Here is a 24,024-nt window from a genome sequence, read left to right as displayed (position 1 = left end):
ATTTCAAGCATATAATCCCTATTTAAATTAGATGAATATTCAACCTATATTCATCTCTCCCTATCCTCTATTCATAAAGGATTCTGGTTTGAACAAATGGCTGATTCAGCTTAAAAAAGCGACCTATAATACTTCATTTATGTATAACCTGCGGATGATCGTCGCTTTCGCAGGTACCGCGTTTATTCCCTATCTGTTAGATCAGCAATTGATGACAATTCCATTAACATTAGGGGTTGTTGCTGCTGGGCTGAGCGACATCGATGATCGCTTCTCAGTACGTATCATGAATCTGATTTATACCTATATTGGTTTCTTTATTGCGGCAGCTTCTGTTCAACTGTTATTCCCATATCCTGTGCTTTTTGCTTCAGGCCTGATCATCTCTTGTATTGGTCTCATTTTACTAGGCTCATTAGGCAGACGTTATGCTACCATTTCATATGGTTGCTTAGTGATTTCTGTCTATGCCATGCTAGGTGTTGATATTTTTGACGAATGGTACATGCAACCCAGTCTTTTGGTGATTGGTGCCATTTGGTATGGGATCTTGTCTACGCTTAGTTTCTTGCTTTTTCCAGCTCGACAAGTTCAAGATCAACTCTCGAAAAGCTATTCTTCACTCGGTGATTTCCTTTTTGCTAAATCCAATCTCTTTGATGTGGATATGACAGCGAATAGCTACCAAAAAAGTATGATCAGCTTGTCGCTGGAAAATGGGAAATTAGTAGGTATCTTTAATGATATGAAAACCACACTCCTTACCCGATTAAAAGGAGATCGTGGTCAAAGTGATACCCGTCGCAGCTTACAATATTATTTTATTGCACAGGACATTCACGAGCGAGCTGACTCGGCACATATTGATTATCAACAATTAACCAAAGCCTTTGAACATAGTGATATTTTATTTCGCTTCCAACGTATTCTTACACTGCAAGCAAAAGCATGTAAAGATTTAAGTGAAAGCATCTTAAATCGCACAACTTACCAGCATAATCCACGTTTTGAACATGCATTTAGTAATCTCAGAAAGTCATTAGAAAAAATCCGTGATGAACAAAAACATGATCTTATCTGGGTTAATGCTCTTTTTGCCTTACTCCAGAACTTAAAAGCCATCGATGCTCAATTACGAAATCTTGAAACTGAACGGCATATTAAATTTGACCGCACTAAACATTTAGAAAACCAACTTAAAGATGACGATCTGAAAGGTTGGGAAGATATCGTTTCTCGTATCAAACAAAATTTAACCCCTGAATCCGTACTCTTTCGACATGCAATTCGTGTTTCCATCGTACTTTTCATCGGATATGTTTTTGTTCAAGTCACCAATATCGAATACGGTTATTGGGTACTGTTAACAGCCCTATTTGTTAGTCAACCAAACTTCAACGCCACAAAACGTCGACTCAGACTCAGGATCATGGGAACACTCGGTGGCATTACTCTTGGTTTTGCAATTCTGTATTTCGTTCCTTCTGTTGAAGGTCAACTCTTATTATTAATTGTGAGTGGTGTCCTATTTTTTGAATTACGCAGTAAGCAATATGCGCAAGCCACTGCCTTTATTACGATCTTAGCCTTAATTAATTTCAATTTGGACGGTTTAGGTTTCCAAGCAGCATTTCCTAGAATGTTAGATACTTTAATTGGCTGTGCATTGGCATGGTTTGGGGTAAGCTTTATTTTTCCAGATTGGAAATTCAGACGACTCCCCCATTCAATCAGACGTTCACTCGAAGCTCAATGTCAGTATCTTACTGAAGTCGTACAACAGTACCATCATGGACGTAATAATAGTTTGAACTACCGCGTAGTCCGCCGCACTGCACATAATCGTGATGCGGATGTCGCATCACTCATATCGACATTAGCAACAGAACCTGATTTTGATCCAACGCAAAAATCTCTAGCATTTGAGTTCCTCTGTCTCAATCATACATTTATCAGCTATATTGCTGCGCTAGGTGCACACCGTGAAAAAATTCAAGATCAGTCAACATTAGAACTACTTCAACAAGCGTTAAATGATATCCAAGGTGCTTTTTTACGAGATGAATTCCCTGAGCTAAATCTGACAAATTTGGAGTCCGCGATTCGTGAACGTTTGAATAAAGATGATCAGGATTCACATAAATCATTGATTGTTTTACAGCAACTTTCTTTAATGCTTGGTGTATTAAGACGATTAAGTACCTTAAAACAAAGTTTAAGTCATGAACATGATACTCAATCCAGCGCATTGGCATCACTGTAAATGTTGAATTTTCAAGGCAGTAAATTAGTACAATATACTCCCTGATTGTATTAATTTAATGCTAAACTCTGCTCAGATATACACATTTTGTTAACGAAACTATGACTGCAAAAAACTTATACGCCTATACTTTACAACCCGTTCCTTACGAGGTTACTGAAGCTGAACAACGCCATGCGCAACTCGCAATCTGGCGCAGCACAAATAAAATTGGAACTAAAGCTTGGGCTATTATGGGTGCAATTACTGCGCTTGCAATTTTGGGTCTAATTTTTATTAAAAATTACTCTACTGTATTTTGCTGGGTGGCTTTAGTCTGTGTGCTGACATACTTTTTAGTACGAAAGTTTGGACTAGAATGGTACGCTAAACGCAAAATGAATGAGTTTCCAGTACAAGAAATTACTGGAATTAAATTAGGTGTTCAGCCTCATGGTATCGTGATGCGTCAAAAAATGGGACTACAAGAAGGTGTAGGTTCAATTGGTTGGAAAGATATCTATGAGTGGTATAACACGCCAGATTTCATTTTGGTGAACTTTAAAGTTAAAGGTCAGCAAGGCGCTTATATCTTGCCAAAACGAATGAACAGCAAAAACTTCTCTTTCGAGACCATCCGTAAACATCTTAAAGAAAGCGTAGGTGAGCCAAAATCACTGTAAATACGGCTTTATATTAAAACCTCCGACTTTGGAGGTTTTTTTATCACAATTTTTTATATGAGAATGAGAATAAATATTATCTTCAAATACATTCCACTTTTTTTGAGTTAGGTTATAATCGCACCATTCAAAAATTCCAATTCACTCAGACCCTTATGTTCAAGAAAATATTTTTCCAGTTACACTGGTTTTTCGGAATAACAGCAGGCCTTATTTTGGCACTTATGGGTGTCACTGGGGCAATATATTCTTATGAGCAGCAAATTATCAAGCTGATCAATCAGGAAAGTTATACAGTTGTTGCTGAACAACGCCCAAAATTAACACCAGCTGAAATTTATCAACATTTCCAGCAGGAGCATCCTGACCTTAAAATCAATAGCATTACGATTGCTGCTCAACCTACTGACTCATCAAGTATCAATGTTGCGAAGGAAGGCGAACGTCGTGGTTTGACCATGATGATCAATCCCTACAGTGCTGAATTACTACCTGAAATTAAAGGTCGAAAATTCTTCGCATTCGTACAACAACTACATCGTAACTTGACAGTCGGACCAGTTGGAAAACAAATTACCGGTGCATGTACACTGATTCTTATTTTCTTTGTCCTCAGTGGCTTATATCTACGTTGGCCGAAAAAACACAGTTTCAAACAATGGTTTTCAGTTAAACCCAAATTAAAAGGTCGAAACTTTATTTGGGATTTACACGCAGTCGTTGGAACATGGGTGGCCATTTTCTATCTCATGTTGGCTTGCACAGGTTTATATTGGTCATATGACTGGTGGCGCAACGGCATGTTTAAAGTGCTTGGTGTTGAGCGCCCGCAACCCCAAATGCAAGCGGGAGGTCCTGGTTCAAATGCTGGACCAAATGCTCAACGTGAAGGACGTGAAGGACGTGAAGGACGTGAAGAGCGTAAATCACTCCAAACAGAACAGATTCACTTTGCGCTCAACCAATCTTGGTCTACGTTTGATCAACAGTTTAAAAATCAATTTTCTTCCGTAACCTTCACCATTCCTAAACGTGCAAACGGTGAATTAGAACTGAGTTTCGTTGATCCTGTTCCGCAACATGAACGTGCTCGTAACAAAGCGACTGTCGACTTAAATACGAATCAATTGAAAGATGTTGAATTGTACGAAGACAAAAAGCTCAATGAAAAAATCATGAGCAGCATGTTACCTGTACACCGTGGCAGCTTCTTTGGTCCTATTTACCAGTTCTTCGCGATGTTAGCTGCACTCGCTATGCCGTTATTCTTTGTGACGGGTTGGATGCTCTACCTCAAACGCCGCAAGCAAAAACAATTGACCCGTGAAGCGAAGCAAAATTTAGCAGTGGTTGATGTTGATCCAAATGCCAAACCTTGGCTCATCGCTTATGCAAGTCAAACTGGTGTATCCGAGCAATTGGCTTGGCGTACAGCTTCAATTCTGCAAGCAGCACGCCAACCCGTCACTGTTAAATCAGTGCAAAGCCTGACCACTAATGAGCTACAAACAGCATCTCAAATTCTAGTGGTCGCGAGTACTTACGGTACAGGTGAAGCTCCAGACTTAGCTGCAAGCTTTGAAAAGAAATTGATGTCTCATCCACTGAATCTAAGTCATGCTCAATTCGCAGTTATGGCACTTGGTTCACGTGAATATCCTGACACTTATTGTAGTTTTGGTCATCGTATTTATGACTGGTTCAATGCATCTGGTGCAACTCCCCTCTTTAATGTGATTGAAGTGGACAATGCCAATAACCAAGATATTCAAAATTGGACAGATGCACTCGCACAAGCTGCTCAATTGGAATTAGCAACACTATCTATTGATAAAGTCTTTGATCAATGGAAACTTCAAAAACGTACACTGCTTAATCCAAACAGTTTGGGTCAACCAGCTTATAATTTAGAGCTTGAGTCTGATCACGACGCGATCTGGCAAGCTGGAGATATTGCGGAAATTCAACCCGGCAATAGCATTGAACGTATTCAAGCATTTTTACAACAGCACAACTTAGATGAGGCTTTAGTTCTCGCAACTACAGGTCAAACCTTAGTTGAAAGCCTGTGGAATAAAAATTTAAATAGTGAGATTCAGCCATTTGCTACAGCTAAGGAACTCGTTGAGCAGCTTGAAAATTTACCTACTCGTGAATATTCGATCGCAAGTATTCCAACTCAAGGCATGATGCGCTTGGTGGTACGTCAACAACGTGATGAACAGCAGCAACTCGGCTTAGGCTCAGGCTGGTTAACACATCATGTTGCGGTTGGTAGTCAGGTACAACTTCGTATTCGAACCAATGAATCATTCCATTTAATTGATGATAATCGACCGATTATTTGTATCGGTAACGGGACAGGAATCGCAGGTCTAATGAGCTTAATTTCAGCTCGCGTACGTTTGGACTACACTGACAACTGGCTCATCTTCGGTGAACGCCAACGCGAACATGATTTCTTTTATAAAGAAACAATCGAAGCTTGGCAAAATACAGCGATGTTAAAGCGTATTGATCTCGCGTTCTCTCGAGACCAACCAGAAAAAGTCTATGTACACCATATTCTGCGTCAAAATGCGGCTGAAGTCGTTAAATGGATTCATCAAGGTGCTGTAATCTATGTGTGCGGCAGTATCAATGGTATGGCAAGCGATGTTGATCTAGCCTTAATTGAAATCTTAGGTGAAACTACTGTAGATGAATTAAGACAAGCTGGTCGCTACCGTAGAGACGTTTACTAACACGGTTATTATGATCAAAACCGAGCACGATTTTTATTTAATCTGCTCGGTTTTTTTATGCGATATACTTTTTCTCATTTCCCACTAGTGATGACATCGAATGTATATAAGGATTTTAAAATTTTTCGCTTGGTTAATAGCATTGATACTATTAATCGATGGAATCATTTTAATCAGTCAAAATAAAATTCATTTAGGTACTGTACTTCCAGCATTTATTGGCATAATGATCATTGTATGTCTGTTTTTTAATAAGAAAATCCAACACTACCGTTTGAATCATTCTAACTTTAACTTGTTTTGGAAAATGGGATGGACAATTTTTTCCATCTGGTTAATCAGCTTGGCTATTTTTTTTAATTTTTTAGCTAAACCAAATCATTCCCCCATCATGAATACACCACCTGATGCGATTATTATTTTGGGTAGTGGTTTAATCAATAACCAACCCTCCCCAACGCTTCAGGCTCGATTAGACCAAGGTGCAACGATCGCCGCTCAATATTCCAGTAGTTCTATTATTGTAACTGGCGGTTTAGGTTTTGATCAGAAAATTACTGAAGCTGCAGTGATGAAAGCATATTTGATCGACAAGTATCGTATTCACCCACAGCGTATATTTGAAGAAAGTCAAAGCACCAGCACCGAACTCAATTTAAAAAACAGTGTCCCGCTGCTAAACAAAATAGACTTAAACCAAGATAGTCATATTGTAGTTGTCACCAGTGATTTTCATACACCACGTGCTGCAGCCATTGCCCGATTTCAAGGTTATACCCAAATCACATCAGTCAGTGCTGAAACTCCTTTAACCACACGATATAACGGATGGCTTAGAGAATATTTTGCTTATATTAGTGGCTGGATCTTAAAAGAATACTAAATTTTTTATTTATCATGTATTCGGATTTTTCGAGGAGAAGGAACCCCTTCTCTATTTAATTTTTCAGGTTGATCGATCGATAACTGGTATAGATAAGCTTTTAGGTCAATTAGAAATTGTCGCCCCGATACCAAAACATTTTGACCTTCTGGCATCAAGTTCAGTGACAAGTGAGTATTATGTTGTCGAATATAAGGAACAACTTGTTCAATAAATGGTATCAGTTGGATTTCCTCCACATGATATTTTTCCCACTTATCACGAACCAATAATTGTGCCATTCCTTTACTTTGCCAAACAGCAAGCGTACGCTGACCAGATGGAGTGGAGCACAATGCCCAACCATCATTATATAAACTATAAACTTTAGCCTGAGCTACAATTGTTTCCATAAATTGTTGGTATTGTTCTTTTGGAGAGACAACTGTAGAGGCAATAGAGGTACTTGAAGGCTTACGCTGGTATGGATTTCTCATAATTCTATTATAAACATGAATTCATCATATTTTATATAAATTATAGAAACTTAAAAGACTTTTTATAGAAAGAATATGGTGGGCGCTGACGGGATCGAACCGCCGACATTCTGCTTGTAAGGCAGACGCTCTACCAACTGAGCTAAGCGCCCTTGAGGAATAAAAATAGCACCGCTATTTTTAAGATGCAAGAAAGAAATCTTGCTGATTTAAACCATTATATCTAGACAAGGGATCTAGAAAATGGCGCAGCGGACGGGACTCGAACCCGCGACCCTCGGCGTGACAGGCCGATATTCTAACCAACTGAACTACCGCTGCAACGGCAACTGCTTACGCAATTAGGGTCATATAAGCTTTTCAGCTTGAATATGGTGGGCGCTGACGGGATCGAACCGCCGACATTCTGCTTGTAAGGCAGACGCTCTACCAACTGAGCTAAGCGCCCTTATTAGGCTTTGATTTTTAGGATGGCGCAGCGGACGGGACTCGAACCCGCGACCCTCGGCGTGACAGGCCGATATTCTAACCAACTGAACTACCGCTGCATCACAAAAAATCTGGTGGGCGCTGACGGGATCGAACCGCCGACATTCTGCTTGTAAGGCAGACGCTCTACCAACTGAGCTAAGCGCCCTTAATAAGGTCATTACATAAAATGGCGCAGCGGACGGGACTCGAACCCGCGACCCTCGGCGTGACAGGCCGATATTCTAACCAACTGAACTACCGCTGCACTTATGTAATATCTCTATTAAAGTACAAACAATCTATTAAGTTTAAAGTGGCGCAGCGGACGGGACTCGAACCCGCGACCCTCGGCGTGACAGGCCGATATTCTAACCAACTGAACTACCGCTGCACTAAAACTTAACGTAAAGGCTTGGTGGGCGCTGACGGGATCGAACCGCCGACATTCTGCTTGTAAGGCAGACGCTCTACCAACTGAGCTAAGCGCCCTTTACGACTTCATCGTTTGTGTGGTGCATTATAGAGAATCCTCAGATACTGTCAAACGCTTTTCTACAGGTTTCTCAGTTTTTCAGTTTGAATGATTAAAAAATAGATCATTTCTCTTGAAAAATCGCTTTTTTGTCTATTATTTGCCTGATTAGAGATATGTTTTTATTTTTATTCAAAGTTTTTATCACAACACATTTTACGATTCTGATTTAAATTTGATCCAATTCGATCTCTTGTTCTGAAATATAGACTAAAGCGCCTTCGTCCAATATATCAAATAGCTCAATGACATCTGCACTGTGCATTCGAATACATCCATGTGATTTAGGAATACCTAAAGGTTCTGACTCTGGCGTACCATGAATATAGATATATCGATTATAGGTATCACAACCCTCCCCTTGATTAAAACCAGGTTCTAAACCTGCTAACCAAAGAATTCGAGTTAGAATCCAGTCACGTTCTGGAAATTGCTCACCAAGTTCCACATCATAGATCTCCCCAGTCCAAATACGTGCTTTAAAAACAGCATTGATTGGATGGTCATCGCCAATTTTTTGTTCAATGCGATGCCATCCTCTTGGTGTTTTACCTGAATTTTCCTGTTCACCTATACCGTTCAATCCAGTAGACACCAAATAGCTTTTTTTCATACGTGGTACATATAGAACTTGTTTCGCCATATCAATCAGGATATCCGCCTGACTTAGGGTATAACTTTCAAGATTTGGGTTCATACAAAACTCAGCGTTAAATTATTTTTAATCATTGATTTAAACAATATTTTTTGATTCAGGTCTTAACCACAACCAAATCGCGACAATTAGCATGGTGAGATTCGTAAAAATTTTTACTAAATCAGGAGCATTGGTATAAAGCATAAGAATACCGCTGATCAACATCATCATCGAGGCGAGCCATTTTGCTTTGCGTGGAACCGTGCCATGCTCACGCCAATTTCGCAGTGTTGGTCCATATTTAGGATGATTGAGTAGCCAATCATCAACCTGTGGCCAACCTTTTGAAGCAGCCCATGCGGCAAGAATTAAAAAGACTGTGGTTGGCAATCCTGGCAATAGCACACCAATAAAACCTAGAGTCACAAAAATAATGACCAAGCTCCGCCAAAACACGATTTTCATACCGCAACTCATTCAGTTGAATCTCACTAGTATATATGCTTTTGTGGTAGTGTCTGATTGTAAATTTATTTTCAATTTTGAATTCTAGTTGGAGAAACGGTGCAATCTGATTTTTATGAGCCATGGCAGAACTTTCATCATACAATTGTACGTCAACTGGCTTTTGTCGTCGCAAGTCCTAATATTATTCGTTTTGCGCCTAAAGAATTAACGATCGTTCATCCTTTTGAATTGCACCATGAACAATTTTGGCAAACTCAGTACGAAAAATATATCTCCAGACTGCATGATCTAGATCAAAACCCACAAGAGCTGATTGATTTTATTCAGCAACTTAAAAGTACGCGTCTAGGTTTGCGCTTTGAATATTTAATGTGGTTCTGGCTGCAAGATGATCAACGCGATCAAGCTGATTTTTCGCTGTTAGATCACAGTGTTCAAATCATTGACGGCCGCCATACTTTGGGTGAAATTGACTTTGTGATATTAAATCATCACACCCAAGAAATTGAACAATGGGAAGTTGCACTGAAATTTTATTTAGCAGAACAAGACTTTCAACTTCAACATTGGTACGGATTAAATCGAAGCGACACTCTATTTAGAAAGCTCAATCATTTTACGCAAAAGCAATTTCAATTTACTCAAGCCAATATTTATAAAATTGATCGAAAAATGGCGGTGATGAAAGGTCAACTCTACTTTCCGTATCATACCGAACTTCAAACCATACCCAACTGGGTCAGCCCACATCGTCGTATAGGCACATGGGGACATCAATTACGATCATCTTTTTATCGACTGGAAAGACAGGAATGGATTTGTCCGAATGCGAGTCAGACTTCAAATGAAGCACATTGGTGGAGCAATGGGCTTTATCACAATGTACAGACAAATCAGTTTTATATGTACCGTCAACCAGCATTAAAGCTTCCTTACGTGTAGTTCGTGTAATAAAAAAATGTATCGAATACAATTAATAACATTCTGATAATAAAACTCTCATATTCTTCTAAATGATTAATTTTTATTCTGATTAAGCATCAAAATAATTTACAATCATTGGAGATAATGATGAAAAAAGTATTAGCCGCTTCATTCGTAGTTGCATTTGTATTAACTGGTTGTAATACATTCAAAGGTTTTGGACAAGACGTTTCAAAAGCTGGGGAAACTGTAACAAATACTGCTGAAAAAACTTCAAACGAAATTCGTAACAACTAATTCGAAGTTGAAGCTAAAAGCCCTATTTTTTAATAGGGCTTTTTTTATTTAAATTTGATTCCCTTGAATGATTAATATTTTGCATCAAATTCAACATACTTTATGATAGTTCCACTTTGACCAATTCGATTTCTTTCCATGACCCAATCTGCAACACTCGATTTAAGCTTACAATTACTTCGCCAACCTTCAGTGACTCCAGTCGATCATAACTGTCAAAATATTATGGCTGATCGATTATCTAAGATTGGTTTTAACATTGAAAATATGCGTTTTGAAGATGTTGATAACTTATGGGCTCGTCGCGGGACTGAATCACCTGTGTTTTGTTTTGCGGGTCATACTGATGTTGTTCCTACAGGCAATCTAGAAGCGTGGAACTCCGATCCATTCGCCCCAGAAATTAGAGATGGAAAGTTATACGGGCGTGGTAGTGCAGATATGAAAACGGCGTTGGCAGCCATGGTAATTGCCTCTGAACGTTTCGTTGCCAAGCATCCAGACCACAAAGGTTCGATTGCTTTTTTGATCACTTCAGATGAAGAAGGTCCATCTATCAATGGAACAGTGAAAGTTGTAGAAACTTTAGAAGCACGCCAAGAAAAAATGACATGGTGTTTGGTCGGTGAACCGTCAAGTACGAATACTTTAGGTGACATTGTTAAAAATGGCCGTCGTGGGTCTCTCAATGCCAATTTAACAGTGAAAGGTAAGCAAGGGCATGTGGCCTATCCACATTTGGCAATTAACCCAATTCATACAGCCTCAAAAGCAATTGCTGAATTATGTGAGACAGAATGGGATCAAGGCAATGAGTATTTTCCTGCAACATCTTTCCAAATCTCGAATATTTCTGCTGGAACAGGTGCAACCAATGTTGTGCCTGGCACGATGAACTTGTTATTTAACTTCCGTTATTCTACAGAAGTCACTGCTGATGAATTAAAAGCACGTACACATGAAATTTTAGATCGGCATGGCGTTGAGTATGATATCGAATGGACACTATCAGGTTTACCATTCCTTACACCTGTTGGTGAGCTCGTCAATGCTGCCAAAAAAGCGATTTTGGATGTGACTGGTACGACAACAGAATTATCAACCAGTGGTGGTACATCAGATGGCCGCTTTATCGCACCAACTGGAGCTCAGGTACTCGAACTGGGAGTGCTTAATGCCACAATTCATCAAATTAATGAACATGTTGAAATCGCACATTTGGAACCTTTAGCTGAAATTTATGAAAAAATCTTAATTGAGTTATTGGCATAACGCTAAAATTTAAGAGCAACGAAATATAAAAAAGGATGCGAATGCATCCTTTTTTAATTCGCTTAAAATACTTCAATCCTGTTTTAAAAGCTGATTGATCTGCTCAATCAACACTGCTTCTTGGAAAGGTTTACCCATATAAGCCGATACACCAAGCTCAAGAGCATGTTGTTTATGCTTATCCCCCACTCGTGAAGTGATCATAACCACAGGTAAGTTCTGCAGATGTGGTTGATTTCTCACCCACTGCATCACTTCAAAACCATCCATTCTTGGCATTTCAACATCAATTAACATTAAGGCAGGTGTTGAATGCTGTAAATGTTCAAGTGCTTCAATACCATCTATAGCTGTGACAATCTGGTAACCATAACGCTCAAGTAGTTTAGATGTCACTTTTCGAACTGTGACCGAATCATCAACCACTAAAATCGTAGGTGCTTCATTGTCATGCTCTAAATTTGAGAGCTTCGACTCTAGATGTACAGACCAATCCTGCTGAGTGAGATATTGAACCACACGATTTACATTTAAAATTGGGCAAATTTCTCCACTGCCCATAATGGTTACACCGCTGAGATAATCAATTTGATGGATCAGCCTCCCAGTCTGTTTCACAATAATTTGTGAATTAGTTCCTAAGACTTCATCAACGAATAAAGCCACAGGTTGAGACTGGTGCATATTCACCAAAATCACTGGAACTTTTTGGGTTTCTGAATATGGTGAGTTTCTTTTTATATGTTGATTTAACAATACAAAGTCAGCCAAATCGTTTAATTGATAACTTGCTTCATGCACTCTCAACAACTGACCCTGTTGCTTCGCGAGATTTAAATCATGTCTATCAATCATTTCAACACGTTGTATTTGATGTAACGGTAAGGCAAAGAATTGATGCGCAACTTTTACCATCAACGCTTCAGTAATAATTGAAGATTTAGGAATTCTGATTTCAAAACAAGTTCCTTGTCCTCTTTCCGAAGTAACATGAACATGCCCACCCAGTGCCTGTATTTCACTTTTTACGACATCTAAACCGACACCACGTCCTGAAACCGTTGTTAATTTTGCAGCAGTGGTAAAGCCTGGTCTAAAAATCAATTGTAATAGTTCAGTTTCAGAATATTCCCGTTCAGTATTGAGCCAACCAAATTCAACAGCTTTTTGCTTAATCTCTTGTGAATCAATTCCTCGACCATCATCCTTGATCAAAATACTCAGCTCATTGTGATGATTCACCAGTGTCAGTTGCATGACTGCTTGTTCAGGTTTATTTAATTTCAACCGCTGTTCTGCTGACTCAATTCCGTGATCAATCGCATTACGCAGAATATGCTCAAGTGAGGTGATCAACTTTTCAAGAATACTACGATCTAATTCGATGTCTGCATGTTCAATCTGTAACTGAACAGATTTATTCAGATTCATCGAAAGTTGCTTGCATAAGCGTTCAAGACGCATTTGTATCGTCTTGAATGGTACGACACGAGTACGCATCAACGAGTGTTGGATGTTGTTTTGTATTCTTGCCTGCAGAATCAATATACTTTCTGCAGATTGAAGCTTTTCATGCAGAGAGTTTCTGATATCTAACAAGTCTGATGTTGACTCTGATATTGATTTTGAGAGTTGATTAAGTGATGAATATTGATCCATTTCTAAGGGATCAAATCCATGCTCGGCGGAATTATATGATCTACGTTGTAATAAAATTTGGGATTCTAATTCCCCTTCCATCCGTCTCAATTGTGAAGTAAGGCGCTGAATGGTTTGATCCATTTCTACCAAATTTGACCGATATGATTTTAATTCTACTTCGACTTGCGAACGTTGAATCAAATCCTCCCCAATCAAATTAAGGGTTGCTTCAATTACAGCAGTAGAGACTGAAAGTGTCTCGTTCGCTACGGCAGATTGAACAAACTTTTGCAAATTACCACTCATTGGAGGCGGTAAAACACTCTCATTAGCGTTAGATGGTTCATTCTGATGTGAGTTTTGCTGAATGGAAGAAAAGTCAAACTTTGATGAATTATTATGCGTAGTGACTAAATCACTTAAATTGGTTTCAAGGTCCGCTGATAAAGTTGAATGAATACTAAAATCCGAAGAGATGTGGTGAGTGATATCATTTTGCATCGAATGTACTAAGTTCAGCTTCGAGTCACCACCCTTAAGATTTAAATATCCAAGATCAATTAAACCCTGAATAAGCCTTGATGCCTGCTCCACCGGATAATCGACAGACTCAACTTTAATGATATTGACACGCCGTACCAAATCCTGCTGTAAGGCTTTAATCAAAATAATGAAACTTTTTATATCAATTTGTTGCTCTGAAATGAGTTGAAGATATAAAGATTCAAGCTCATGGATTAGATTTGCAAAGTAATCTGCTTGCAACATGTATGCACCACCTTTCAACGTGTGCAATTGCCGCATAATTTTTTGGATACACGTAGCATCTTCTTGATACTCTATCCATGTATTGAACAAGTCTTCGATTTGAGTCAAGATTTCTTCCGCTTCCTCGACAAAAAAACCACTTACTTCGCGATCTAAGCCCTGTTTTGCTTTCGCTGAATCTTTGAGTGCGTAATCTATATTGAGTAATGTCAGAATTGTTTCATCTAAGGAGCGAGCAGATACTTCGCTCTCCTGCTCTATAGTGGAAATGCAATTCGATTGATTGGAAAAGCTGAAGTATTCATGATTAAGTTGTTTTAAATCACCTAATAGCTGCTGAGAAACTTCATTATTTTGAGCAAATTGACCTATAGCGAGTTCATCAAATATTTCTAAGAGTTTTTCATGCCCTTGTTGTAAAACTCGGTAGACATTTGAGTAGGCAATTGAATTCGGTTCTCTTGCAATGTTGAAGTGAATTGAACTCAAAATTTCTGAAATTTTTTGAAGGAGATCAAAATCAACTTTAATGGCAAATTTAGCAATTGAACTGAGTTGTTGACTCAGTAAGCTCGAACGTTCAGTAGTACGTGTAGAGCTAAAGAGGTTAGAAATACCATCTTGTACAAAGGTATCGATAAGGAAAACATCTTCTACACCCAAATCTACAATTTTCTTGAGTAACTCTTGCGGATCAAGATTTGGATCGTTCTGTGTAATCTGTTCTGAGAAGTCTCTCAATGCGATTAAAAAAGTATGCTCTAATGCCTGAAACTGTTGTTGTCTCGTTACGTTGTCACCTGTTGTTTGCAAGCTTTCTAAGTAATACTGGATTAAATCAATATACTGCGTTGTGAGCGCTTGCAATTCTTTATTGTTGGTATCAAGAGATGGATTACGTTGTATTATTTTTTCGAATGACTGACTCAATACTTCAATTTTCTCAAGTCCAACAATTGCAGAACTCCCCCTGAGAGAATGGACAACACGTGCAAGCGTATCCACCTGAAATTGTTGATTGGATTTATCCAACATATCTTGCAGGGATTTCAATTGTTCTGAAGCTTCAGCATAAAAACTTTGCAGAACCTCGTTATCCCATATTTGAGTATTCTCAATTGTGGCTGCTGCTGAGAGTGAATTTGAGTCATTCAAACAATGACATTCAATCCTGAAATCTAGATCTAGCTGTGTGAGATGAGCGTTGATCGCCAACAAAGGATGCAATGATTGATCTATGATATTTGAATGTTCTAATTGCCGACCTAAAAGCAATAGAGGTTTAACATCTAATTGAATCGCTTGTTTCACTGTTAAACTAGGCACAATGATGTATCGATATATACGAGAGATCAGCTCAACATACTCAAGGACCAGTTGACTCCATGAACGTTGCTGATCAAGCCTAATATTCAGTATTGTCTCAACGGTCCATGCAAGCTCAGAAACTGAGTTGAATCCAAGCATTCGACCTGAACCCTTTAAGGTATGAAAATTACGGCGCAATGCTTGCCAAATATTTACCTGTTCTAAATCATTCGATAAGACTTGAAGATTTTCTGATATTTCTTGAAGTAATTCCTTAAGCTCTTCAGCAAAGGTGGTAATAAGCTCCTCATCTTCAAAATTTGATTCATCCTGAGGAAGCTGCATATCTATATATGCACGATAGAGTGCTTCTGAAAGATATAATTGTATTTTATTAGGATTATTATTTTTCATGGCTCAATCACTCAGGTAATTTAAAGTTTGCAACTGATTTCCTTAAAGAATCAGCCATTTGAGTGAGTTCTGCTATCGATTGTGCAGTATCTAAGGTTGAAGCATGATTTTCTCGTGTGACATCTTGCACAAGCGACATTGTTTTCGCAATTTGACCCGCAGCAGCTGACTGAACTTTTGAGGATGCTGAAATATTCGCAATCAGTTGAGCCAACTGTTTTGAAATCAACTGAATATCTGCAAGTGCTGCTCCTGCATCTTGAGCAAGTCCAGTCCCCTTAACCACCTCAGAAGTTGTTTGCTCCATAGAGCGAACGGCCTCATGCGTATCTAATTGAATATTTTTTACCAATATCTCAATATGTTTGGTCGCAGCAGTTGAACGTTCAGCTAAACGCTGCACCTCATCAGCAACACTAGCGAAACCTCGTCCAGCATCGCCTGCCATTGCGGCTTGAATGGCTGCATTTAAAGCCAACAGATGCGTTTGCCCTGCAATGTCTTCAATGGTTGCAACAAAGTTTCCAATCTCTTGAGTAGATTCACCCAGCCTTTTAATTTTTTTAGATGTTTCTTGAATCTGCCCTCGTATTTGATCCATTCCATCTATTGATCGTTCAACCACTTCCCCACCCTTCGCTGCGATAAGTACAGCGCGCTGAGCAACTTTTGCAGATTGCGCTGCATTTTCATAAACGTGATCAATTGAGTCCGCCATGTCATGAATGGCGAGCGATGTATTTTGGATTTCACGAGCTTGCAGCTCTGAAGATTGCGCCAATTGTGAACTCATGTGCTGAGTTTGATGAATATATTGGGTAACTTGTTGAGAAGCCTGATTAATTCTCATCACCAAATCACGCAAATGATCTATCGCTACATTAATTGAATCCGCGATTGTCCCCGTAAAATCTGCAGAAACCGCAGCATATTTGGTCAAATCGCCTTCAGCTAAATCCCCAATTTCATCTAAAAGCCGATAAATCGCCGTTTGATTCTTCTTATCTTTATCCACTAGCTCCATCAAACGCAGACGATCTTCTTGGCTTCTCAAAATAAAAAGTTTAATCACTGCAAAGGTGAAGCTCGATAAACTAATCAACAATAAAAGTGACAGTAAAATCAGTAACCACGTAGAACCTGTGCGAATTTCATTGAGGGCTACTTGAATTTTTTGTAACTGAGACTCCGTGATATTGCTTTGAGACTCTAACCATAGTCGATCTACTTCATTTAAAGCCGGACTATAAAAATAAACTGATTTTACATTTTCAAGTTGTGAACTAAAAATAAGCTGAGAGTTTTTGAGAATCTGTAATGTGTAATCTGTAGGATTATCCTCAAACTGTTGAGTCTGAATAATCATCATTTGATTGAGATATTTCAGTTCCCCCACCCCACGACTTTGCTCTACCGTGCGTGGGAGATTAAACATAAGAAACAATAAAATCAGAAAAGCACAAACGAGGCTAATAATAGCCATGATTAAATAAGACTTCGTTTGGGCAGATTGCCCAAACAGCTCTGAAAACTGTTCAAGTTTTAACTTAAGTGAAGCTTTCCATCCCTGTGTGTTGGAATCTGAATCATTCACATTCCGACTGGTCTTTTTTAACCGTAAACTCACTCAGCTCCCCCAAAAAACTATTGCTGACTACACATTAAATTGAATTTGATGTGAACATGTGCTTTAGACGATCATGCTCATATAGCAGACTCATCATCAGCACAGCTACAGGTGTTGAATGATCGAGAAAATAACCTTGGCAAAACGATCTATATGGTTCTGCGATCAAATCCGAACTGGTGCTATAGGTATTATTCTTATAATGTTTTACACCAAGGACTTCATCCACAAGCAATCCAACACAGTCTTGCCCCACGTTAAAACATAAAATTTTCACATTAGCGTGTAATTGTGTTGATTTACTCAAAGCAAATTGCTTTAGATCTAATACGGACAGTACTCGACCTCGCAAATTCGCCAAACCTAAATACCACGGCGGCGTAAGTGGTAATGAGGTAATGCTCAGTAAAGGGCTAACCTCCGCAATATCACCAAGTGGGGTAATAAATTGCTGCTGCTCAACTTTAAAACATACACCAGACCAGAGGTCCTGATTTTGCACATCACGGTACTCATTTGCTTGAGCCGACTTAGCATTACTGGCTTGCGTTAACCAGTGTTGTTGATCACTTTCATCTTGAGTGATCATGCTGTGCCTGTATTTAAATATTGCTGAATGACATCAAGTAATCTTGATTCATCTACAGGTTTGATCAGGTAGTCGACAGCGCCTTGTCTTTTGCCCCAAATTCGATCCGTATCCTGATCTTTGGTACTGACAATGACAACTGGAATATGCTTCGTTACATCAGCTCTTGCAATTTGCCGAGTTGCTTGAAATCCATTCACACCAGGCATCACCACATCCATAAGTACAAGATCTGGTTGCTCTGCTTGCGCTAAGGTAACACCATCTGCACCATTGGTTGCTTCTAGCACTTCATAGCCATTTTTGGACAGAATTTCTTTAAATCTAAACATTTCTGTTGGAGAGTCATCTACCACTAAGATACGTGTCATATTTTATTTTCCCAGTACTTAACGTGAAGCGACAAGTTTACGAATCGCATTCAAAAGCTCATCTTTACTGAATGGTTTCGTGAGGTATTCATCAGATCCAACAACTCGTCCTTTTGCCTGATCAAACATACCATCTTTACTGGATAACATGACCACTGGAATATGTTGGAAATTTTGTGAGTTTTTTAACAATGCGCACGTTTGATACCCATCTAAACGCGGCATCATAATATCTACAAAAATAATATCAGGTCGAGTTTCAGCAATTTTAGATAATGCTTCAAATCCATCTACTGCAGTTACAACGTCATATCCTTCACGCTGTAATAAAGTTTCTGCGGTCCGACGAATCGTTTTTGAATCATCAATGACCATCACTTTAATATTTTGCAGATTATCATCCATTGAATGATCCTTCCTGAGATGAGATTTAAAGAAAAATGAAACGCTTAATTTAGAGAATAACCATTATTTTCTAACATAACATTACATTGATTTTCAATGCAGTTGAGTACTCGCGGAGAGATTGTGTCACAAAGCTTCATAGAATTTAAGGGTGAATCAGATTAAGCGTAAATTATTTAACGGTTTATATTTATAAATTTACCAAAACCTCATAAAATGCTTGTTATTAAAAGCAAAAATTAAAAAATTGAATTGATATCACGGGGGCCAATTCCAATGTTTAATCTTTCGCACAAATCAAGAATTGGGTTAAAGCATCTTCATCATAAAACATTCTTAGTGATCATGATGACATTTGGTTTATGTATCAGTGAAGCAATTGCTAATACCACAGTGACCAAACCGTCTTGGTATCGTTATTATGATAAAAATGGCGTAGCTAATATTAGTAGCTCGGTAACACCCGAGCATATTCGTCACGGTTATGAAGCACTTGACCGTAATATGCAAGTGATTAAAAAAAATCGACCTTATGATGCCGATAAAGAACAGCAACAAAGTGCTGTACGTACGCAACAAGCCAAACAACATGAACAAGATCTACGCTTAAAACGTGCTTATGGTTCTAGTAAAGTGGCTGCGAACAAACGTGATGATATGTTGAAAAACATCAACAAACAAATCACCTTTCAAAAACAACAGTACCAACAACTGGAGCAAGATCGAATATTGTTTAAAAAGCAGGAACAGACCTATATCAAAAAAGGGAATCCTGTCCCTAAAAACTTACAAGATCGAATCACTTATAATGCGCAGAATATGAGTAATATCCAAAAAAATATTGAATCTTTACAAACAAACTATCGAAATACTCAGTCACAATACGACAATATTATCAAGCGCTTAAAAACTCTTGAATAAAGAAGAGTTTGTCTGAATGGAAAGGAATTATCACATGCCGAATGCGACTCGACACAGCAGTCAGTTTAAGAAATATCTCGTATTAGGAACGCTGTGTACGATTTGTCTTTTAGCCGCTTGTCAAAAAAATGACGAAAGTGTACAGCCAACCTCATCTACCCCTCAAAAAATTGAATTAATACAACAGGACTTAGTCAAAGTTGAAAATGGGGTCTCAAATCTGAAATTTGCTTTCACAGGCACCATACGCGCTGTGAATCAAAGTACAATTCAAGCGCAAGTGACTGCCACTGCTAGTCAAGTCTCTGTACAAGTCGGTGAAAGGGTGAGTAAAGGACAAGTCTTGGTACGTTTAAATAATCAAGATAATGCAGCCCGACTCGCACAAGCTCGCGCTAATCTTGCTTCTGCAGAAGCGCAGGCACAACAAGCTGCAAATATGGTTACTCGAAAAAAACGACTTTATGATCAAGGATTTATTTCTAAGGTTGAATATGAACAAAGTCAAGTGGAGCATAAAGCTCAACTCGAAACTGTACGAGCTCAGCAAGCGAATGTGGATATCGCACTGAAAGCCGATGCTGATGGATTAATTCGTAGCCCCATTTCTGGCGTAATTACCAAGCGTCAAGTCGAACCTGGTCAAACCGTTTCAATGGGTCAAACATTATTTGAAATCGTAGATCCACAGAAATTGGAAATTCAAGCAAAACTCCCTGTCGAATCTCAACATGCGCTCAACATTGGAAACAACATTGAATATAAAATTCAAGGGACTACCCAAAATTATACTGCCAAGTTAACACGCATTTCCCCAATGGCCGATCAAATCAGTCGTCAGGTTGAGTTTTTTGCTCAACCAAATGAATCAGTCAATTCACTGAGTATTGGTGCTTTTGTCGAAGGTTTCATTTTAGATGACAAACAAATTCAGGGGCAAAAAGTTCCTCTTGATACTATTCAAGATGCAGATGGCAAACCTTATCTGTGGATTATCCGTGATCAGAAAATTCAGAAAGCCAATATTCGAATTCTGGATCGACAACCCAACGAGAATATTGCAATGATCAGTGGTCTTCAGCCAACGGATTACATCAGTAGAATTAAGTTTAATAATGATGACTTAAATAAAACAGTCTCAATTGCTTCAAAGTAAGACAGGATCTGAACTATGTGGTTAACTCGAATCAGTGTGAAATATCCTGTCTTTACGATCATGATGATGCTATGCCTGATGGTATTGGGCTTATCATCATGGCAACGAATGGGAGTTGAAGAATTCCCTGATGTCGATTTCCCATTTGTGGTCGTGTATACCACTTACCCAGGTGCTTCTCCTGAAACTGTTGAATCTGAAATTACCAAAAAGATGGAAGATCAGATCAATACGATCTCAGGTGTTAAACAAGTGATATCGCAGTCGAGTGAAGGACTCTCTACAATTATCACTGAGTTTAATTTGGATGTTCCTTCAACCGTTGCAGCTCAAGATATTCGAGACAAAATTGCGCCAGTGACAGCTGAATTTCGTGATGAAATTACTGATCCTATTGTTGAGCGCTATGACCCTTCCGCAGGTGCCATCATGTCGGTGGTATTTGAGTCTGAGAATATGTCACTCCGAGAGCTCAGCTCTTATTTAGATCAAAAAATTGTTCCTCAATTGAGAACTGTTCGTGGGGTAGGTACAGTTAACCTGCTAGGTGACTCGCAGCGTCAAATTCGTATTGAAGTTAATCCACAAAAATTACAAAGTCTTGGTGTTGGCGTTGATCAAGTCATTAACACACTAAAAGGCGAAAACATTGAAGTCCCTGGGGGCACACTCAAACAGTCAAATTCAGAGCTGGTTGTTGAAATTAAATCAAGAGTAATTCATCCCCAATCCTTTGGGGATCTCATCGTCGCGAGTAAAAATGGCACACCAATCTACTTAAAACAAGTAGCTGAAATTTACGACAGCCAAGCTGAACTCGAGTCGAGTGCATTCATTAACGGTCAAAATGCTGTCGCGTTGGATATTCTCAGAAGCTCTGATTCAAATGTAATTGATGTTGTAGATGCGGCTTATAAAACACTAAACCGTATAGAACAACAACTCCCGAAAGGGACAACATTGAAAGTAGTTGTCGATACATCTCGAGGCATACGAGCAAGTATTGGTGATGTTGCCCGTACAATTATTGAAGGTGGTGTACTTGCGGTTGTCATCGTTCTACTGTTTTTAGGTTCATTTAGATCGACGATTATTACAGGCCTTACCCTGCCAATCGCCCTACTCGGCACATTAACGTTCATTTGGGTTTTTGGTTTTACCATCAATATGATGACTCTTCTTGCCCTGTCTTTAAGTATTGGTCTTCTTATTGATGATGCAATTGTTGTACGTGAAAATATTGTCCGCCATGCTGATATGGGGAAAGATCATGTGACTGCTGCTTTAGATGGAACCAAAGAAATTGGGCTGGCAGTTCTCGCAACCACTTTGACTATTGTTGCGGTGTTCTTACCAGTTGCATTCATGGGCGGTATTATCGGTCGTTTCTTCTACCAATTTGGCGTGACAGTGAGTACCGCCGTACTGATCTCAATGTTTGTCAGTTTTACGCTCGATCCAATGCTCTCAGCTCACTGGGCTGAACGTCATCATCCAAATAAAAAACCGAGCGCATTGAAACGCTTCTTCAATGGCATCTCAAATAAACTTGATTCATTAAATGAAGTGTACGAGAAGCTGCTAAAACTGGCTCTAAGATTCCGCTTTATAACAATTATCGTTGCTGTTGCTTCACTGTTTGGCGCGCTCGCGCTATCAAAAATGGTGGGAACAGAGTTTGTACCAGTTCCAGATAAAGGTGAAATTCGGATCAAATTTGAAACGCCCGTAGATGCTTCACTCGAATACTCTCAGGCAAAGTTAAAACAAGTTGAATCTATTATTCGACAGCATCCAGAGGTTAAAGGAACGTACGGCGTTATTAATGGGGTGACTGATCGCGGGAAAAACCACGTAAGCATCCGAGTCAGTTTAAGTCCTCGCCAAGAGCGCTCTCAGACACTGACTGATTTAACCAATGAGTTTCGTGATCGACTACAAACAGTGGCGGGTATTACCCTCACCTCTATAGCTTCAGCGGATGAAACTGTGTCTGGTGGTCAAAAGCCTGTCATGATTTCCATCAAAGGACCTGAGCTAGATGAATTACAAAAAATTTCTGATCGCTTCATGGTGGAAATGGCAAAAATTGATGGTGTCGTCGATTTAGAAAGCTCGCTCAAAGAGCCTAAACCTACCCTTGAAGTGCATGTAAATCGTGTACTTGCAAACGATTTAGGATTATCAGTCAGCCAAATTGCCAATGTGATCCGCCCTCTCCTTGCTGGTGATGATGTAACGACGTGGAAAGACGAAAAAGGTGAAACCTATGATGTCAATTTGCGCCTCTCTGAAGATCAACGTACGCTTCCAAGTGACATCAATAATTTATATTTAAAATCGCAAAAAGTGGATGCGAATAATCAACCGATCTTGGTTCCGCTCTCAAGCGTAACAAGCACACAAGAAAGTTATGGTGCATCTCAAATCAACCGTCGTGATTTAGCACGTGAAGTCATGGTTGAAGCCAATACTTCAGGTCGACCTGCAGGTGATATTGGTCGAGATATTAAAGCATTACAAGATAACTTCGAGATGCCTGCCGGCTATGGTTTTGAAACACAAGGTGCAAACGCAGATATGGAAGAATCGATTGGGTACGCTGTTACAGCTGTTACACTTTCTATTGTATTTATCTATATTGTTTTAGGCTCTCAATTCAATAGTTTTATTCATCCTGCGGCGATCATGGCCTCATTACCATTGTCATTGGTCGGGGTATTCCTTGCATTATTCTTATTTAACTCAACAATGAATTTATTTTCCATTATTGGCATCATCATGTTAATGGGATTAGTAACCAAGAATGCGATTCTCCTCATTGACTTTATTAAGAAAGCTATTGATCGAGGTGAGACACGTTTTGATGCCATTATTGCTGCAGGTAAAACTCGACTGAGACCCATTCTGATGACCACAAGTGCGATGGTCATGGGTATGGTGCCATTGGCATTAGGCTTGGGTGAAGGAGGTGAACAAAGTGCTCCGATGGCGCATGCTGTCATTGGGGGCGTCATTACCTCTACCCTGCTGACCTTAGTTGTCGTTCCCGTTATCTTTACTTACTTAGATGACTTTAAGAATTTTATGGTACGTCAAACACGAAAATTCATGTCATAATATAGAGAATTGTCATGAGGTGTCATTCAAAATGCTCACCTCATTTTTTATCGTATAATCTTATGCTTTAACGCT

Annotated in this window: 17 protein-coding genes, 8 tRNA genes and 1 pseudogene; 10 read left to right on the top strand and 16 right to left on the bottom strand. The window is 39.2% G+C overall.

All coding sequences use genetic code 11. The annotated features are described in order from the left end of the window. Window positions 1-88: 88 nt before the first annotated feature. From yccS to AC1M9N_RS09095, 4 genes are all read left to right on the top strand, one after another. Window positions 89-2,263: a YccS family putative transporter gene (yccS, locus tag AC1M9N_RS09110; protein ID WP_481954621.1), complete on the top strand. Its 2,175-nt coding sequence runs from the start codon at window positions 89-91 to the stop codon at window positions 2,261-2,263. 101 nt (window positions 2,264-2,364) lie between these two features. Continuing rightward, window positions 2,365-2,925 (top strand): YcxB family protein, encoded by a 561-nt coding sequence (locus tag AC1M9N_RS09105; protein WP_035268336.1) that lies wholly within the window; start codon window positions 2,365-2,367, stop codon window positions 2,923-2,925. Window positions 2,926-3,080: 155 nt separating this feature from the next. Then, the gene (locus AC1M9N_RS09100) at window positions 3,081-5,669 is read left to right on the top strand and encodes a PepSY domain-containing protein (RefSeq protein WP_481954620.1); all 2,589 of its coding nucleotides are present in this window, start codon (window positions 3,081-3,083) and stop codon (window positions 5,667-5,669) included. Window positions 5,670-5,811: 142 nt separating this feature from the next. Beyond that, a complete protein-coding gene (locus tag AC1M9N_RS09095) occupies window positions 5,812-6,552 on the top strand; it encodes a YdcF family protein (protein ID WP_481954619.1) in 741 nt (246 codons plus the stop codon). A 5-nt stretch (window positions 6,553-6,557) separates the two neighbouring features. Here the strand turns inward: AC1M9N_RS09095 and AC1M9N_RS09090 are convergent, their stop codons facing one another. The 11 genes from AC1M9N_RS09090 to AC1M9N_RS09040 form a co-directional block, all read right to left on the bottom strand. After that, window positions 6,558-7,028, bottom strand: coding sequence for a DUF2750 domain-containing protein (locus AC1M9N_RS09090; RefSeq protein WP_035268330.1), 471 nt, complete (start codon window positions 7,026-7,028; stop codon window positions 6,558-6,560). Between the two features lie 76 nt (window positions 7,029-7,104). After that, a tRNA-Val gene (locus tag AC1M9N_RS09085) sits at window positions 7,105-7,180 on the bottom strand. 92 nt (window positions 7,181-7,272) lie between these two features. Then, window positions 7,273-7,349, bottom strand: a tRNA-Asp gene (locus tag AC1M9N_RS09080). Between the two features lie 51 nt (window positions 7,350-7,400). After that, window positions 7,401-7,476: transfer RNA gene (locus AC1M9N_RS09075), tRNA-Val, on the bottom strand. 23 nt (window positions 7,477-7,499) lie between these two features. Beyond that, window positions 7,500-7,576 (bottom strand) — tRNA-Asp (locus tag AC1M9N_RS09070). Window positions 7,577-7,589: 13 nt separating this feature from the next. Then, window positions 7,590-7,665, bottom strand: a tRNA-Val gene (locus AC1M9N_RS09065). A gap of 22 nt (window positions 7,666-7,687) precedes the next feature. After that, window positions 7,688-7,764: transfer RNA gene (locus AC1M9N_RS09060), tRNA-Asp, on the bottom strand. Between the two features lie 49 nt (window positions 7,765-7,813). Further along, window positions 7,814-7,890: transfer RNA gene (locus tag AC1M9N_RS09055), tRNA-Asp, on the bottom strand. 22 nt (window positions 7,891-7,912) lie between these two features. Continuing rightward, window positions 7,913-7,988, bottom strand: a tRNA-Val gene (locus tag AC1M9N_RS09050). A 212-nt stretch (window positions 7,989-8,200) separates the two neighbouring features. Continuing rightward, window positions 8,201-8,728: a cell wall-recycling L,D-carboxypeptidase ElsL gene (gene elsL, locus AC1M9N_RS09045; RefSeq protein ID WP_035269058.1), complete on the bottom strand. Its 528-nt coding sequence runs from the start codon at window positions 8,726-8,728 to the stop codon at window positions 8,201-8,203. 36 nt (window positions 8,729-8,764) lie between these two features. Next, complete coding sequence (locus AC1M9N_RS09040; RefSeq protein WP_481954618.1) at window positions 8,765-9,133, bottom strand: YbaN family protein; 369 nt, start codon at window positions 9,131-9,133, stop codon at window positions 8,765-8,767. A gap of 99 nt (window positions 9,134-9,232) precedes the next feature. Between AC1M9N_RS09040 and AC1M9N_RS09035 the strand changes: the two genes are divergently transcribed. The 3 genes from AC1M9N_RS09035 (at window position 9,233) to dapE (ending at window position 11,629) form a co-directional block, all read left to right on the top strand. Then, the gene (locus AC1M9N_RS09035; RefSeq protein ID WP_481954617.1) at window positions 9,233-10,078 is read left to right on the top strand and encodes a DUF1853 family protein; all 846 of its coding nucleotides are present in this window, start codon (window positions 9,233-9,235) and stop codon (window positions 10,076-10,078) included. Window positions 10,079-10,204: 126 nt separating this feature from the next. Next, complete coding sequence (locus AC1M9N_RS09030) at window positions 10,205-10,357, top strand: entericidin A/B family lipoprotein (protein ID WP_092766976.1); 153 nt, start codon at window positions 10,205-10,207, stop codon at window positions 10,355-10,357. A gap of 138 nt (window positions 10,358-10,495) precedes the next feature. Then, entirely contained in the window at window positions 10,496-11,629 is a 1,134-nt protein-coding gene (dapE, locus tag AC1M9N_RS09025; protein WP_035269063.1) for a succinyl-diaminopimelate desuccinylase, read from the top strand. Between the two features lie 72 nt (window positions 11,630-11,701). Here dapE and AC1M9N_RS09020 read toward each other — a convergent pair whose 3' ends face one another. The 5 genes and pseudogenes from AC1M9N_RS09020 to pilG all read right to left on the bottom strand — a co-directional run bounded on the left by AC1M9N_RS09020 (window position 11,702) and on the right by pilG (window position 18,752). Beyond that, a complete protein-coding gene (locus tag AC1M9N_RS09020; protein ID WP_481954616.1) occupies window positions 11,702-15,760 on the bottom strand; it encodes a hybrid sensor histidine kinase/response regulator in 4,059 nt (1,352 codons plus the stop codon). Between the two features lie 7 nt (window positions 15,761-15,767). Then, window positions 15,768-16,892, bottom strand: a pseudogene (locus AC1M9N_RS09015) (methyl-accepting chemotaxis protein); the annotation flags it as partial. Window positions 16,893-17,421: 529 nt separating this feature from the next. Then, window positions 17,422-17,976, bottom strand: a complete 555-nt coding sequence (locus AC1M9N_RS09010) for a chemotaxis protein CheW (protein WP_481607736.1) — start codon at window positions 17,974-17,976, stop codon at window positions 17,422-17,424. Then, the gene (locus AC1M9N_RS09005; protein WP_035269071.1) at window positions 17,973-18,347 is read right to left on the bottom strand and encodes a response regulator; all 375 of its coding nucleotides are present in this window, start codon (window positions 18,345-18,347) and stop codon (window positions 17,973-17,975) included. Before AC1M9N_RS09005 ends, AC1M9N_RS09010 begins: the two co-directional genes overlap by 4 nt. A gap of 18 nt (window positions 18,348-18,365) precedes the next feature. After that, entirely contained in the window at window positions 18,366-18,752 is a 387-nt protein-coding gene (gene pilG, locus AC1M9N_RS09000) for a twitching motility response regulator PilG (protein WP_035269072.1), read from the bottom strand. Window positions 18,753-19,028: 276 nt separating this feature from the next. Here pilG and AC1M9N_RS08995 point away from each other — a divergent pair, with 276 nt between their 5' ends. The 3 genes from AC1M9N_RS08995 to AC1M9N_RS08985 are packed head-to-tail and all read left to right on the top strand — an operon-like array spanning window position 19,029 to window position 23,949. Further along, entirely contained in the window at window positions 19,029-19,673 is a 645-nt protein-coding gene (locus AC1M9N_RS08995) for a hypothetical protein (RefSeq protein WP_257227584.1), read from the top strand. A gap of 34 nt (window positions 19,674-19,707) precedes the next feature. Then, window positions 19,708-20,829 (top strand): efflux RND transporter periplasmic adaptor subunit, encoded by a 1,122-nt coding sequence (locus AC1M9N_RS08990; RefSeq protein WP_481954615.1) that lies wholly within the window; start codon window positions 19,708-19,710, stop codon window positions 20,827-20,829. A 15-nt stretch (window positions 20,830-20,844) separates the two neighbouring features. Next, window positions 20,845-23,949, top strand: a complete 3,105-nt coding sequence (locus tag AC1M9N_RS08985; protein WP_481954614.1) for an efflux RND transporter permease subunit — start codon at window positions 20,845-20,847, stop codon at window positions 23,947-23,949. The last annotated feature ends 75 nt before the right edge of the window (window positions 23,950-24,024 follow it).

It is taken from the genome of Acinetobacter sp. ANC_7655, assembly GCF_056784015.1.
Note: the sequence above shows the minus strand (reverse complement) of the source record. Positions and strands in the feature narration are given on the sequence as shown.

Bases quoted from the DNA above. Each gene is read 5' to 3' on its own strand.
- AC1M9N_RS08995 (WP_257227584.1), top strand. From the start codon at position 19,029: ATGTTTAATCTTTCGCACAAATCAAGAATTGGGTTAAAGCATCTTCAT.
- AC1M9N_RS09100 (WP_481954620.1), top strand. From the start codon at position 3,081: ATGTTCAAGAAAATATTTTTCCAGTTACACTGGTTTTTCGGAATAACA.
- AC1M9N_RS08985 (WP_481954614.1), top strand. From the start codon at position 20,845: ATGTGGTTAACTCGAATCAGTGTGAAATATCCTGTCTTTACGATCATG.
- AC1M9N_RS09090 (WP_035268330.1), bottom strand. From the start codon at position 7,028: ATGAGAAATCCATACCAGCGTAAGCCTTCAAGTACCTCTATTGCCTCT.
- AC1M9N_RS09005 (WP_035269071.1), bottom strand. From the start codon at position 18,347: ATGACACGTATCTTAGTGGTAGATGACTCTCCAACAGAAATGTTTAGA.
- elsL (WP_035269058.1), bottom strand. From the start codon at position 8,728: ATGAACCCAAATCTTGAAAGTTATACCCTAAGTCAGGCGGATATCCTG.
- AC1M9N_RS09040 (WP_481954618.1), bottom strand. From the start codon at position 9,133: ATGAAAATCGTGTTTTGGCGGAGCTTGGTCATTATTTTTGTGACTCTA.
- AC1M9N_RS09105 (WP_035268336.1), top strand. From the start codon at position 2,365: ATGACTGCAAAAAACTTATACGCCTATACTTTACAACCCGTTCCTTAC.
- AC1M9N_RS09030 (WP_092766976.1), top strand. From the start codon at position 10,205: ATGATGAAAAAAGTATTAGCCGCTTCATTCGTAGTTGCATTTGTATTA.
- AC1M9N_RS08990 (WP_481954615.1), top strand. From the start codon at position 19,708: ATGCCGAATGCGACTCGACACAGCAGTCAGTTTAAGAAATATCTCGTA.
- dapE (WP_035269063.1), top strand. From the start codon at position 10,496: ATGACCCAATCTGCAACACTCGATTTAAGCTTACAATTACTTCGCCAA.
- AC1M9N_RS09020 (WP_481954616.1), bottom strand. From the start codon at position 15,760: ATGAAAAATAATAATCCTAATAAAATACAATTATATCTTTCAGAAGCA.
- pilG (WP_035269072.1), bottom strand. From the start codon at position 18,752: ATGGATGATAATCTGCAAAATATTAAAGTGATGGTCATTGATGATTCA.
- AC1M9N_RS09010 (WP_481607736.1), bottom strand. From the start codon at position 17,976: ATGATCACTCAAGATGAAAGTGATCAACAACACTGGTTAACGCAAGCC.